The organism is Bacteroidales bacterium (assembly GCA_016707785.1).
Classification (GTDB): Bacteria; Bacteroidota; Bacteroidia; order Bacteroidales; family UBA4417; genus UBA4417.
Genome location: JADJGZ010000002.1, coordinates 262,158 through 275,111 on the forward strand (window position 1 = coordinate 262,158; position 12,954 = coordinate 275,111).

The window sequence follows — 12,954 nt, forward strand, 5'->3', positions numbered from 1 at the left end:
GTTTTTTGCTATAAAATCAATGTTCTTAGTACGATGGAAGCAGGAAAACGCTGCATTATATTAGTAGGAAGGGGGTGGTGTTGCACTCAACTTATTCAGTCTGCGGCTGGTTACATAAGTCAGCAGTTCGTGTTGTTCTCCCCAAAAATAAGATTTTGCGGCATTCTCAGCTGAAACAGCATATTCAACATTGAAAACAACTTTACCTTTTTGCTTCCATGTATTCAACTGTTCCAGTATGTATTCAGTATCCTGTGGATCAACCGGATGATCTCCTTCATCACCCCCATCGTCGGGATCACCGGCCCCATCAAACCAGACATGTTCCTGTGCAATGGCATCAAATAAGTCGGTAAACCTTTTTTCCTGGCCTAATTCAGGAGCATTCTGACAAATGAAGATAAAATCAGGATCCCTCGAAACTGCCATTGATTTAAGTTCTTCAATAAATCCAATGAGCTCATTCTTGCTATTAAGGCCCTGTGATTGTGCTGCTTCCATGACTGATGGCACTTCATAAATCATAAGCCAGTCAAGGTAAACCCCATCAAATCCATCATCCAGTATATTCGAAAGGTAGTTTTTTATGATGGACTTCCACTCAGCATGCCAGAACATAACACTGTAATTGTCGTTCCACCCATCTGGGTCGGGACCCATCAACCATTCCGGAGGATTTGTATCCCAGGATGATTGCCAGTAATACCGGTATTTTTCAGCCTGGCCTGCATCCAGGTAACAGACTACCAACTTCTGTTTTCCTTTTGAGTTGGGTGAATTCTTAATCCTGTCTACATCCTGTTTTGTGTTGTAATCCTCATCACCTCTCAGGCTACGCACCTGATCAATAACAATTAAATCATAATGCGAGTTTTCAAGAGCCTCTATACTTGAGGAGGAGTATAGTTCATCAATCTGGTAAGCCCAGAATTTCACATCCTCGAAAGCAGATTTGTCCAAAGGCCCTGGTGAATCCTTCCTGCACGCTGTTTGAATGTAAGCAATACCAAGGAACAGGGTGAGAAAGAATATGGACTTGACCTTTGACATTGGTTGGATTTAGTTCCAAACAAAGAGTAAAACCGGAGGAATGAGTAAAAGAAATGCTGCAATCAGAAATGCAATGGAGAGCGGGTACATAAATTTAAGCCATTTGTCGTAAGGGATTTTACCGATGGCCAGTATACCCATAGTAACGCCACTGGTAGGGAAAATATTGGTAAAAAGTCCATCACCCAGCTGGTATGCCAGAACCGCAGTCTGGCGGGTAATTCCCATCAGGTCGCTGAGCGGCGCCATCAAAGGCATTGTGAGTGCAGCCTGCCCTGAGCCTGAGGGTACAAAGAAATTCATCATGCATTGGAACAGGAACATAAACTGCACGGAAATGATTTTGGGCAGTCCATCAGTGGTTCCAGCAATACCATTTAAAATAGTATCGATAATTTTTCCATCTGAAGCAATGATCAGCATACCCCTTGTTAAACCTATGACCATTGCAGCAGTCATCATATCCCTGGCCCCTTCAAGAAAGGCTGAAACAGCAGTATTTGATGGAAGTCGGTAGAAAAATGCCGTTATTAATCCCATGGCGATGAAAAGGCCGGCAATTTCATTGATGTACCAGTCCCAGAGGTTTACTCCTACAATGAGCATGATGATGGCTGAAAAGAAAATAACCAGGACAATTTTCCTTTTGGCACTGAATGAAAGGTCTTCTTCCGTTTTGAAGAGAGATAAATCGCGTGCACGATCCAAATCATATACAAGGCTTTTCTTAGGGTTTTTTTCAATTTTCCTTGCATAAATCATCATGAAAGTGATGGATATGGCTGCAAGAACAAGCCAGACAAATATCCGGTATTCCCAACCGCTGAAAATAGGTATTTCAGAAATCCCCTGGGCAATTCCAACGGTAAAAGGATTGCTGAATGCACCTGCAAAACCTGATGCTGCCCCGATAAAAGGCATGGCGATCCCTGTGAGGGAGTCATAACCTAATGCAATGGCCAGCGGTATCGTGATCAGGATAAAAACCATTACCTCTTCACACATTCCGAAAGTTGCCCCGGCAAAGGAAAAGAGGAACATGATGATTGGGATAATAAAGACCTTGAATTTTGGATTCTTCCTGGTATGTTCGAGAATGCTGTTCAATCCTGCATTGATGGCACCTGTTTTTGTCACAATTCCAAAAGCCCCTCCAATCAATAACACAAAAGCAATAATCTGGGCTGCAGAAATCATCCCCCTGATAGGTGCCGTAAGAAAATCCATTAAACCCTGGGGCTGGCGGTCAACAGTAGTGTAAGTTCCCGGTACTACAATCTCTTTGCCATTGAAGGCCTTCCTTTCAAATTGTCCGGCTGGAATAATCCAGGTCATAATCAGAAAAACCAAAAGTATTGTAAGTACAATAATGATGGTGTGAGGCATTTTTTTCTTCTCTTGCATGCTTCGGAATCTTGTAAGAATTTACCCTTATCAGGATAAATGGGATACCACATCAAAGATCTGTCCTGTTCGATCCGGTTTCGGATGAACAGGTAATGAAATTTGAGTAAAGATAGGGAATTTCTTACATGGGAATCATGGATTCCTTACACAGCAAAGATTATGAAGCTGAAGGCAACCAATGTAAGGCCGTGGCTAAAATGAAAAAATCCCTGTCACAGGTAGTAAATGTTCCTGCGACAGGGATTGAATACCGGGGAATTAAAGAGGTTTAACCGGAACACAGATATCCACTACCATTTGATCATCCTTTGGGGCTTCCGGATAAATTTCGAAGCAGGGCTTGTCGTCGGGCTGGTAACCACTTGAAGGGAACCAGTGCCCATAAACCCATTCCCAGGCTTCCTGGAATTCGTTGGCTTTTACCACAAATCGGGCAACCACATATTTACCCCCTTCAACCTGCATTTTTCCAACATCTCCGCCTACTTTGGTGTCGGCAGGCACAGTAATGCACACACTCATCCTGAGTTTGTCTTCTGCTGTTACATTAGGGTCGTCGTGATAAATGATGAGTGATTTAAAATCAGGCCCTCCGATAAGCCCTTTGGGACCGGCCCATGAAAACAGCTGATTCCAGAGTTTCTCAAAGAGAGACTGATTGCCTTTATAAGGCCCGGTATACCTGATATAGGCCACCGTCATAGATGGAAGTTCAACGACTTCCGCATTTTTGAAAGATTTCATGCTTGTCCTCCATTTAATTGTTTTGGTTTCGAAACAAAAGTAAGTGGAGGAGCGAATTTCGGCTCGACTTGAATTGCTATCCGTTTGACTTAAATTGCTTTGTTGATGGGATTCTTTCCTGTAGTCGGTGGCTGATTTTCCAAAATGATGTTTAAAGTTTCTCGAAAAAACGGAAATATCATTAAATCCACACCTATAACCAATTTCCGAAATACTTTCTGTTGGATTATATACCATTAGGGAAGCAGCTTTTTCAAGACGGATTCTCTGGATAAACTGAAAAGGTGTTTCACCCATCATCGCAAGGAAGATCCTGTGAAAATGGTACTTGGAAAAGTTTGCTGCCGAAGCCAGGTCTTCAAGGGTAAACTGCTTAATCAGGTTAGCTTCAATATAATCAATGGTTTTATTGATTCTTGACAGGTATTCTTTTTCCAGGGGGTCAAGGGGGGGACTTGTTTTCATTTGAATGGATTATCAGTTCGGAAAGTGAAATGTATCATTCCGGGCGAGGTATAATCAGGATAATAAGATTGTTTTCTTTAGAGGAATTCAGGAATATTCAGCATGTTAACCCAGGGCAACATCCAGCATCATCATAGTGGCAAACCCCAGCATTGCACCAATAGTCGACAGGTCGGTTTCGTTACCTGTCTGGGATTCGGGAATCAACTCCTCCACAACGACAAAAATCATGGCACCTGCAGCAAATGAAAGCGCGTAGGGCAACAAAGGTGCAATCGATAATACCAGGTAAGCTCCCAGCACACCGGCGATGGGTTCAACTATTCCTGAAAGCTGACCGTAATGAAATGCTTTGAGTCGTGAAAACCCTTCTCTTCTCAGTGGGATTGCCACAGCAGCACCTTCGGGGAAATTCTGCAGTCCAATCCCGATAGCCAGTGCAATGGCTCCCGACAAAAGGCCAACATCAGGGTTTGCTGCCAATGCACCAAAAGCTACACCCACAGCCAACCCTTCAGGTATATTATGCAAGGTTATTGCCAGTATCAGGAGCACGCTTCTCTGCCAGGAGGTTTTAATCCCTTCTGCTTTATCGATCGAAAATCCCATGTGTAAGTGAGGGAGCAACCTGTCAACTAAATAAAGAAAAGCACCTCCTGATAAGAAACCAATAAGAGCTGGCAGCCAGGGTATCATCCCATTTTCTTCTGCCATTTCAATAGCCGGCTTCAGAAGCGACCAAAAACTAGCTGCAATCATAACTCCTGCAGCAAATCCCAACATTGAATTGAGAACTTTCTTATTAATGCTTTTGAAAAAGAAAACCATTGATGCACCAAGGGCAGTAACACCCCAGGTAAAAAGGGTAGCCATCAATGCCAGGAATATAGGGTTATACTCAAGTAAAGCCTTCAGGTTCATCGGGGAGTCTTATTCTTCAAATTCAGCATAAAATTAGAAAAAAATTCCCTGTCACCTGAAACACGGCTTTTTAAGGGAGGGACCCAATGTTATTTTTGCACAAAAGGTATTATTCCGTTATTACCATAAATTAAGTTGATGGACTATATTTGATGTTTCTTCCAATTTTCACCTCTATGAAAACGCTTTCACTCATATTTTTCTACTTTGCTGTATTTTTAGCAATGGTTTATATGCCCAGAAACCTAAAACCAGCTATGATGTTTTTTCTTTCGAAAAAGAAATTGTTCTTCCTGGTACCCCTGAGTCCGTTTATGATGCCATAACCGGTGATATCAGCGGATGGTGGGATCATTCATTTTCTGATAAACCTTATAAGCTTTATATTGAGGCAAAACCAGGCGGAGGTTTTTTTGAAATATTTAATGAAAAAGGTGATGGTGTTAAGCATGCGACTGTCATCTATGCAGAGAGAGGTAAGATGCTTAGGATGGATGGCCCGCTGGGTTTGTCGGGGATAGCTATTCAAATGGTGACAACCTATGCCTTTACACCTGCCGGGAATGATTCAACGAAACTAATACTCAGTGTTCATGGGGCTGGTGAAGTAGAAGAAGGGATCCCAGCCATTGTTGAAAAGGTTTGGGATCACTTCCTGATTGAAAGGTTTAAACCTTTTATAGAAGCAGGATATGTGAGGAAACCCTGAAGTTTGGGCAATTTTCTATTCTGCTAATCTTTTAATAAACTATCTAATAGCTTGCCTGGCAACAGTTTATCCTACAACAAGTTAAAAGAACCCAATTATCGTTCACTAACCAGGATTTCATCAATAAATAGCCAGGCTTTCATTCCGGCATAAGGATGGTCAGCTGGCAAAGATTTGATGTTTTTTGCCTTCACCCGAAGATATCTGAAGGGCTTGTCAAATTCAACCGCAAAAGGGATTACACCATCTTCAGCTGATATTGTTTGATTTGGGCCGGCAACAATTTTGACAGTCTCAAAGTATTGATTGTCAGAAGAAATACTGAACTCAACCTCCGCCGGTGCATACACCCAGATATTCTTAAAACTTCCAAAGCGGGCAATAGCATGTTTGTAATGCTCCAGCTTCCCCATATCGAGCAGTGCATCAAAATCATTTACCTCATAACCCTGCCAGCAAGGTTCGGCATTGAAACCATTTAACCGGCCGTCAATGAGTCCTTCTGCCCCACCGGCTGAATACTTCTGATCATAAGATGTAAAAAGTGCAATTCCCCTGGGTTTTGTGTATCCCGGATGGATAGGATAGCTTAGCTTATTGGTTACCCTGTTATCCCGTTTGCTTACAATTGAAAGGGTACAGGTTTTATCCAGCTTTATTATGGGTGGACAGGCTTTCAATGCTCCGTTATCAATGCTGTAATAAAGAGATTCTTCCTTTACTTTATTGAAGGTTTTTACTTCAATAAGGGAATCAAAAACACTTCCGGTCAGAATAACAGAAGGGTTTTCAGTTAATTCCTGATTATCGATCCACACAGTTCCCTTACTTTGCAGCTCTAAATTAATGGTTGCTTTTCCACCCGATTCAGGAATAAAACAAAATTCGTAGTGGTTCCATCCGCTATCAATACTTATAATATTTGAAACGATATTCTTACCGAAAAGCTGGTTAATATCAAGTTTCAGGATGTTTTTATTCATGCGGGAATAGGCATGAAAAGAATAGAAATAAGTAACACCAGCCTTTACTGTGACAGGGAAAAACGAAAGCGTGACACCTCCGTATTCAGTTGGGGTGGTTAACCTTAACGAATGACGTCCCTCTTTGGAAATACGGGTATCGGTGAAATAAGTAGCTCCTCTGTCGGTCCCTACAGAAGCATAACATGCAGAGGGAACACCAGTGGATGCATTGTTTTCAAAACCAGGATCCACCATCTGATTATTTGTAAACACCGGGATTGATTTGGTTTCTGTGAGGTTGAAACGGATCAGACGAGTTCCGTATCCATCAAGGAATGTTTTAATGATCAGGCCTGATCCGTCAGATTGTGCTTTTTCCAACCGGTTCTCAAAAAGGTATTCAAGCATGCCGTCAAAGGATAAACCCTGAAGCCGGATTTCTGCCTGAACAGGTTTATTGAAGGGATTTACTGCAATAAGGGTAACTGTATTTAATGTATCCTTAAAAGCTTTGAAGTAAAAATCGCCTTCTGTTTTTGCCCATTCTGTTATTTCATCTGACAGAGAAAGCTGTGGGGTGAGTTCAGCCATTTCCATGGCAATTTTACCCAACTCATTCCAGGCGATGACAGATTTTGGGAATCCATTTAACCCATGTCTGATAAATGACTGGAAGCCACGCGCTCCATTAAGTAGTGAAAGATATGCCATTGCCCGAAGTTCTTTATCATTGGGCTCTCTTTTCCAGGTTTCATTACCACCAAATGCCTGAGGAACCAACCAGACGGGTTTCCGGTACCGAAACATTTCATCGAGTTCGTGTACATTTTTGATCACGCTTAATGCCGGCTGGTCAGGAATAGGGTAGGGATCCGTCATTACAATATCCATCACATCGCTGAATTGCTTTGCGGGGAAAGCATCGACAAAAACGATGGATACAGGGTGATAAGGATCCAGTTTTTTGATGAGTGTGTAAAACTCCTTTATTTGTTCAGGTTTTACACCCTGCCCATCCGGCTCATCTGAGATATACCAGCCTAAAAGTGCCGGGTGATCACGAAAAGCCAGGATTTCCCTTTCCAGCAACTTCAGCTTCAGGTGATGATCAAGCTTTTCGTTACGGGTATTTCCCCCTCCTCCGGATATAGTGAGTAAGTTATAGTTTACTTTCATCCCAAGATCAGCACAACGGTCCATATAGGACTGTCGTGCACCGAATGTGCTGTCAGAAATAACCTGGTAAGGTGATAGCATGTTGAACCCTCTTACCACCTCTTCTTCTGCCAGGCCGGGCTGAACGGGTGAGTAACAATAAAACCCAAAGGGGATAAAAGGTAAATCTTCAACCAACAGGATTCCAGACAAATGATCAATCTTAACTGCATTTAGTTTTGGTTTTAACCGGGTTAAAATGAGGGTTGTGTCCTTTGTAATGCCTGAGAAAGAAAGAATGCAGTGTAGGGTGTTTTCTCCATATTCAAGAAAATCAGATCTGAACGAGAAAAGCACTGGCTTTTGGGCTGGAATCTCTGTAAAAATTGAATCAAAACACTTTTGCTGCTTATTGAAAATGGTGATCTTCAAAGAGGAGATATTCTGCTTCGATAAAACGAAGACCTCAACACGGGGTTCGTCAGTGATATAACTGTATCTCTGGCTTATGAATACAGGGTTTGACTCCTGGGCGAACAGCTGAATTGTCAGGAAAAAGCAAAATAATATATATCCGTGATGAAGCAGGGATTTCATAGCAAAGCGCATTAAGTGTCAAACTAAAGGCAGAATAAAATCAATAGCTGATGAACAGGGTTACCATCCGGAAATAATTGAAAAGTCGGCCAATCCAATAGCCGTCACAGCTTCCAGCACCACAGGTACCCTGAGTGCAACACAGGTATCATGCCGGCCGGAAATGATAAGTTTCTCTGATTTCCCTGTGCTGAAATCAAAGGTTTCCTGCATTGATGAAATGCTTGATGTAGGCTTGACAGCTACCCTGAATACAATTTCATTCCCATTGCTGATGCCACCGTTAATGCCACCGGAATGATTCGTTTTCGTTTTTCCGCTTTCATCAATGATCGGGTCATTGTGTTCACTTCCCTTCATGACAGCAGCCTTAAATCCCGACCCAAATTCAATTCCTTTAATGGAGGGTATCGAGAACACCAGGTGGCTGATGATGGATTCCAAGCTGTCGAAAAAGGGTTCTCCCCATCCCACCGGTACATTCTGAATTTTGCATTCGATCAGTCCTCCCACAGAATCTCCTGATAATAGGAGAGATTCCAGCAGCTTTTCATATTCCGTCAGGCCCCCAATCTCGAGAATGGTCGATTGAACCATTACAGGTTGTATCATTTTCTTTGCTACAACGCCAGCAGCAACTAGCGCAACGGTCATTCTTCCTGAAAAATGCCCTCCACCCCTGGGATCTGAGAAACCAAGATATTTACTTCCGGCTACAAAGTCGGTGTGGCCCGGACGAGGCTGTTGAACGAACTGCTTATAATCGGCCGGACGCGTATTGGTGTTGTCGAACAATACTGTTAAAGGGGCACCTGTGGTATGTCCCTGGTAAATTCCTGAAACAATTTGTGCTTCGTCTGCTTCTGTTCTTGCTGTTGTTCCTGTTTTGCCAGGTTTCCTTCGTTCCAGGTCGTGGCGGAAATCAGTGACAGAAAGTGGTATTCCCGGGCGGACACCATCGATCACAATCCCTATCTTTTCTCCATGTGATTCACCGAAGAGTGATACTTTAAACAATCGGCCAAATGAATTCATTGTATTGAGTTTATAGAGTATGTAATTGATCAATTGCTAAACCGGCTGCTTTCATTGTCAAGTAAAAATCCGGATAGGATTTATTCACACATTCAGCATCCGTCAGGGTTATCTCTTTGTCTGAACTGACTGCGGCTACTACAGCCATCATGGCAATCCGGTGGTCATTGAATGGTTCGATGGTATTTCCATGTATTCTACCGCCTTCTATCATCATTTCATTTCCCTGCAACTGAACTTTTATTCCCATTGATTCAAGAGAGCGTTGAATTGAAAAAGCCCGATTACTTTCCTTATGGACAAGCCGGTCTACACCGGTTATGACTGATATCCCCTGGCAATTGGCCGCTAACACTGCCAAAGGAGGGAACAAGTCCGGACTGTCGGTGGCGTCAAAGTGAAAGGCATTCAGTTTATTCTTTGAAACCAGTATTGAATTTTCAAGTAACTGCAGGTTTGCACCGACTTTTGTGAGTACGGATAAAATTTCCTTATCAGCCTGGCGGGAATCTATTTTCAGGCCCGAAACCTCAATTTGTCCCCCAATAGCCCCGGCAACCATAATGAAAGCTGCGTTACTCCAATCGCCTTCAACAGGATATTCCCGGGAAATGTACTTCTGCTTTCCTTTTATGATGAACTTTTCCAGGTTTTGATGTTGAATCTCAATACCAAAATCGGCCAGCAATTGAAGGGTCATTTCAATATAGGGCTTGCTTTTTAACCTGATAACCTGGATTGTTGAATCCTGCTGTGCCATTGGTAAAGCCATGAGCAAGCCGGTTAAAAGCTGAGAGCTCACAGAACCATCGATAATAGCATGGTCCTCCTTTTTATAGGACCTCTTTCAAAACGAAGGCAGGTAGCCTTTGCTGATTAAAGTGAAAATTTAATAAGCTGTGTAAGTGCATCTGCAATCATAGTAACCGGCCGTTTATTCAGCGAACCTTGCCCGGAAAAGGTAACAGGAACATCAGATAATGAAGCGATCGGGGCAAACATTCTCATTGCCAGCCCTGATTCTCCACAATTTAGCTCATTTTGCCTGGGTTTGTTACCGGGCTTTATCAACCATTCATGGACTTTTCATTTCAGTATAAGCGCCTAAGTCGGAGGCTATTTGAAGTGAAGCCAGCGAATCGTTACAGGCTGAGGGATTTATGATCCTGGTTAACCCTTCTGCAAGCATACCTGCTGCAATGGCTCGCTGAGTCATGCTTTTGCTGGGTGGTGCTGCCACTTTGCCAAAAAGTTCAGAAGGGTATATTTTCAACTTCATATCAATTCATATATTTCCGTCGCCTGACTAATGATGAGTGTATGCTCGAAATACCTTTGAAAGCGTTTCATGGGCTTGTCTTTTCTGCAGAACATGTTTGTTTCAAATTTCCATATTATTTTTCATTTAGGATGATTTTTTTTAAAATGCTGAATGGGTAAGCGACTCTTATTTTATCTTCGCCCGAAAAAAACAAATAATGAAAAAGAAAGCAATTATTATCCTTGGCTGTATTTCTGGGCCTGTGCAGTTCTTCGCTTTGGGCACAAAACGACCCTGGTGCCGGTGCCATGAGTGCAACTTCTTCATCACTTTCTGAAAATGCCGCCATGGCTCAGGAGGTAAAACAGGCATTTATCCATTCATGGCAAGGTTATAAACAGTATGCCTGGGGAATGGATGCTTTAAAACCACTTTCGAAAAGTGGCCATAACTGGTATGCACAATCTTTACTGATGACACCAGTAGATGCCTATGATGTAATGATGATCATGGGGTTAAAGGAAGAGGCTGCCGTAGCGAAGAAGATTATTCTTGACAGTCTGAATTTCGATATAGATATGGACGTTCAGAATTTTGAAGTATCCATCCGTATTTTGGGAGGCCTTCTTTCTGCTTTTGAGCTCGATGGAGACAAGCGCTTCCTGAAGCTGGCACAAGACCTGGGTGATCGCCTTATTAAGTCATTTGATTCACCCACAGGGATGCCATATCGTTATGTGAACCTGAAAACCGGCAAAACCAGGGGGGAGGTCTCCAATCCTGCAGAAATTGGCACTTACGTAATTGAATATGGAATTCTTAGCCGTCACACCGGTAATCCTAAATACTATGAAGTGGCCAAAAAAGCCATGATTTCCCTGCATTCATTCCGCTCGGACCTTAACCTGACAGGCTCTTCCATCAACGTAGAAACCGGAGAATGGAAATCCACTGCAAGTCATATTTCAGGTGGAATTGACTCCTATCTTGAATATATGCTGAAGGCCGGAATTCTGTTTAACGATAAGGAGATGATGGATATGTGGAATGTTAGCCTTGAAGCGGTGAATAAATACCTGGCTGATTATAAGGAAAATGGACTTTGGTATGGGCATGCTGATATGAAAGATGGGAAAATTACCGGAACCTATTATGGCTCACTGGATGCCTTTTTTGCAGGAAGCCTGGCAATGGCCGGTGAACTCGATAAGGCAAGTGCCCTTCAAAACTCCAATTTTTTAATGTGGAAATTGCACGGGATTGAGCCCGAAGGCCTGAACTATGCTACCATGGAAATTACATGGCCTAATTATTCCTTAAGGCCAGAGAACATTGAAGGAGCCTATTATCTGTACCAGTATACCAAGGACCCGGAATACCTCAAGATGGGAACCATCATGTTCAATAGCCTTGTGAAATATTGTAAAAACGAAACAGGCTTTTGTGCATTGAAAAGCGTGGTTACCAAGGAAAAAGAAGACTATATGGAAAGTTTTTTTCTTGCAGAAACCTTAAAATATGCCTTTCTTCTTTTTGATGACAATCAGTCTCTTGACTTTAATTCGGTTATTTTCAACACAGAAGCTCATCCTTATAAACGATAAACAGAAAAGAAAAAGGTTTGAAACCCATCGTCTGACAGATTACAAACCTGAATAAAATGCATGTTAGTTTTTTAGTTTGACAGCTTCCCTCCAGCGTTGATCCAGTTAGAAATTTTTGTCTTATTCGCTGTCGATAAAGGGGCTGTTGGAGGCATAACACCTTGTTCAACAGCTTTTAGATGGATCATGGATCCGGCTGCGACAATGTTGTCATTTGATTCGAGATTCAAGCCACCTGCATTGGATGGAGAGGAATGACAACCGGAGGTTGCACAACTCCCTGAAACCACCGACTTAACCTCGGTAAAAAGTGGTCCGGGCGTAGTGCCTGAATTGTCATCTTTTTCGTCCTGAGTACATGCATTCATTGAAAAGAATACAAGGGATAATCCTGTGAGATAAACGAGTAACTTCATATGTTTGGGTTTTTGGTGATACACTTTTTAACATGAAGGATTGCATTTTGTTCATTTACAGGTACTGAATTATACAATGTTAATCCATACTGAGTTGGATCCGGTTAATTTGAAAACCATATTTCAGAAATGTGGGGAGTTGGGGGGGGGGGGGGGGGGGGGGGGGGGGGGGGGGGGGGGGGGGGGGGGGGGGGGGGGGGGGGGGGGGGGGGGGGGGGGGGGGGGGGGGGGGGGGGGGGGGGGGGGGGGGGGGGGGGGGGGGGGGGGGGGTAGAAGTATATAGATCCAAAGCGAGACTTTGGCTTGGTGCCTTTTAAGAAACCCTTTCATTCTAATTAGGATAAGGAATGAAATAGTGGTTCACTCCAACAGTTTGATAATTACCAAAACTGCACGATTCTTTTCGATTTATTCAACGCTATTCCAAAGCAATTAATAAACAAGGGGGAGGGCTTTTTGAACGTCCATTTAAAAGGGTTGTCTTTTAACTTATTTTCTTCCGGTTTTGCATTTCAAGGCCCCGGTCATCCTATGGACATTAGTGTCAACATTAAACCGGCAGAGAGTCATGGTGGTTTAATAGTATGCTAATTCAAGTGGCTGAATGTCAGATTTAGTCTTTTCT

The 12,954-nt window shown here is 42.8% G+C and carries 13 protein-coding genes; 3 read left to right on the forward strand and 10 right to left on the reverse strand.

The window, feature by feature from the left end:
• Nucleotides 1–60: 60 nt before the first annotated feature.
• Together IPH84_02805 and yfcC are read right to left on the reverse strand one after the other, a co-directional pair.
• On the reverse strand, nt 61–1,050 hold the full coding sequence (locus tag IPH84_02805; protein MBK7172170.1) for an endo alpha-1,4 polygalactosaminidase: 990 nt from the start codon (nt 1,048–1,050) through the stop codon (nt 61–63).
• 9 nt (nt 1,051–1,059) lie between these two features.
• Nucleotides 1,060–2,454 (reverse strand): putative basic amino acid antiporter YfcC, encoded by a 1,395-nt coding sequence (gene yfcC, locus IPH84_02810; protein ID MBK7172171.1) that lies wholly within the window; start codon nt 2,452–2,454, stop codon nt 1,060–1,062.
• 137 nt (nt 2,455–2,591) lie between these two features.
• On the opposite strand from yfcC, the gene IPH84_02815 reads away from it, so the two are divergent.
• Nucleotides 2,592–2,729 carry a hypothetical protein gene (locus IPH84_02815; GenBank protein MBK7172172.1) on the forward strand — a complete coding sequence of 46 codons (138 nt, stop codon included), beginning with the start codon at nt 2,592–2,594 and terminating at the stop codon, nt 2,727–2,729.
• On the opposite strand, the gene IPH84_02820 is transcribed toward IPH84_02815, so the two are convergent.
• A complete protein-coding gene (locus IPH84_02820) occupies nt 2,716–3,666 on the reverse strand; it encodes an AraC family transcriptional regulator (protein MBK7172173.1) in 951 nt (316 codons plus the stop codon). The two genes, IPH84_02815 and IPH84_02820, sit on opposite strands and share 14 nt — an antisense overlap.
• Nucleotides 3,667–3,771: 105 nt before the next feature.
• Complete coding sequence (locus IPH84_02825) at nt 3,772–4,587, reverse strand: ZIP family metal transporter (protein ID MBK7172174.1); 816 nt, start codon at nt 4,585–4,587, stop codon at nt 3,772–3,774.
• Nucleotides 4,588–5,077: 490 nt separating this feature from the next.
• Here IPH84_02825 and IPH84_02830 point away from each other — a divergent pair, with 490 nt between their 5' ends.
• Nucleotides 5,078–5,296, forward strand: a complete 219-nt coding sequence (locus tag IPH84_02830; GenBank protein MBK7172175.1) for a hypothetical protein — start codon at nt 5,078–5,080, stop codon at nt 5,294–5,296.
• Nucleotides 5,297–5,391: 95 nt separating this feature from the next.
• Here IPH84_02830 and IPH84_02835 read toward each other — a convergent pair whose 3' ends face one another.
• The 5 genes from IPH84_02835 to IPH84_02855 all read right to left on the reverse strand — a co-directional run bounded on the left by IPH84_02835 (nt 5,392) and on the right by IPH84_02855 (nt 10,327).
• Nucleotides 5,392–8,013 carry a hypothetical protein gene (locus tag IPH84_02835; GenBank protein ID MBK7172176.1) on the reverse strand — a complete coding sequence of 874 codons (2,622 nt, stop codon included), beginning with the start codon at nt 8,011–8,013 and terminating at the stop codon, nt 5,392–5,394.
• Nucleotides 8,014–8,073: 60 nt separating this feature from the next.
• Nucleotides 8,074–9,048: a chorismate synthase gene (locus IPH84_02840; GenBank protein ID MBK7172177.1), complete on the reverse strand. Its 975-nt coding sequence runs from the start codon at nt 9,046–9,048 to the stop codon at nt 8,074–8,076.
• Between the two features lie 10 nt (nt 9,049–9,058).
• Nucleotides 9,059–9,850, reverse strand: a complete 792-nt coding sequence (locus IPH84_02845; protein ID MBK7172178.1) for a hypothetical protein — start codon at nt 9,848–9,850, stop codon at nt 9,059–9,061.
• 74 nt (nt 9,851–9,924) lie between these two features.
• Nucleotides 9,925–10,119, reverse strand: a complete 195-nt coding sequence (locus tag IPH84_02850; GenBank protein MBK7172179.1) for a hypothetical protein — start codon at nt 10,117–10,119, stop codon at nt 9,925–9,927.
• 4 nt (nt 10,120–10,123) lie between these two features.
• On the reverse strand, nt 10,124–10,327 hold the full coding sequence (locus IPH84_02855) for a hypothetical protein (GenBank protein MBK7172180.1): 204 nt from the start codon (nt 10,325–10,327) through the stop codon (nt 10,124–10,126).
• 224 nt (nt 10,328–10,551) lie between these two features.
• On the opposite strand from IPH84_02855, the gene IPH84_02860 reads away from it, so the two are divergent.
• Nucleotides 10,552–11,913, forward strand: a complete 1,362-nt coding sequence (locus tag IPH84_02860; GenBank protein MBK7172181.1) for a glycoside hydrolase family 47 protein — start codon at nt 10,552–10,554, stop codon at nt 11,911–11,913.
• Nucleotides 11,914–11,984: 71 nt separating this feature from the next.
• On the opposite strand, the gene IPH84_02865 is transcribed toward IPH84_02860, so the two are convergent.
• Entirely contained in the window at nt 11,985–12,329 is a 345-nt protein-coding gene (locus tag IPH84_02865) for a hypothetical protein (protein ID MBK7172182.1), read from the reverse strand.
• Between the last annotated feature and the right edge of the window lie 625 nt (nt 12,330–12,954).

Excerpts from the sequence above, each read along its gene's own strand:
- IPH84_02805 (MBK7172170.1), bottom strand. The coding sequence starts at position 1,050 with ATGTCAAAGGTCAAGTCCATATTCTTTCTCACCCTGTTCCTTGGTATT.
- yfcC (MBK7172171.1), bottom strand. The coding sequence starts at position 2,454 with ATGCAAGAGAAGAAAAAAATGCCTCACACCATCATTATTGTACTTACA.
- IPH84_02815 (MBK7172172.1), top strand. The coding sequence starts at position 2,592 with ATGGATTCCTTACACAGCAAAGATTATGAAGCTGAAGGCAACCAATGT.
- IPH84_02820 (MBK7172173.1), bottom strand. The coding sequence starts at position 3,666 with ATGAAAACAAGTCCCCCCCTTGACCCCCTGGAAAAAGAATACCTGTCA.
- IPH84_02825 (MBK7172174.1), bottom strand. The coding sequence starts at position 4,587 with ATGAACCTGAAGGCTTTACTTGAGTATAACCCTATATTCCTGGCATTG.
- IPH84_02830 (MBK7172175.1), top strand. The coding sequence starts at position 5,078 with ATGGATGGCCCGCTGGGTTTGTCGGGGATAGCTATTCAAATGGTGACA.
- IPH84_02835 (MBK7172176.1), bottom strand. The coding sequence starts at position 8,013 with ATGAAATCCCTGCTTCATCACGGATATATATTATTTTGCTTTTTCCTG.
- IPH84_02840 (MBK7172177.1), bottom strand. The coding sequence starts at position 9,048 with ATGAATTCATTTGGCCGATTGTTTAAAGTATCACTCTTCGGTGAATCA.
- IPH84_02855 (MBK7172180.1), bottom strand. The coding sequence starts at position 10,327 with ATGAAGTTGAAAATATACCCTTCTGAACTTTTTGGCAAAGTGGCAGCA.
- IPH84_02865 (MBK7172182.1), bottom strand. The coding sequence starts at position 12,329 with ATGAAGTTACTCGTTTATCTCACAGGATTATCCCTTGTATTCTTTTCA.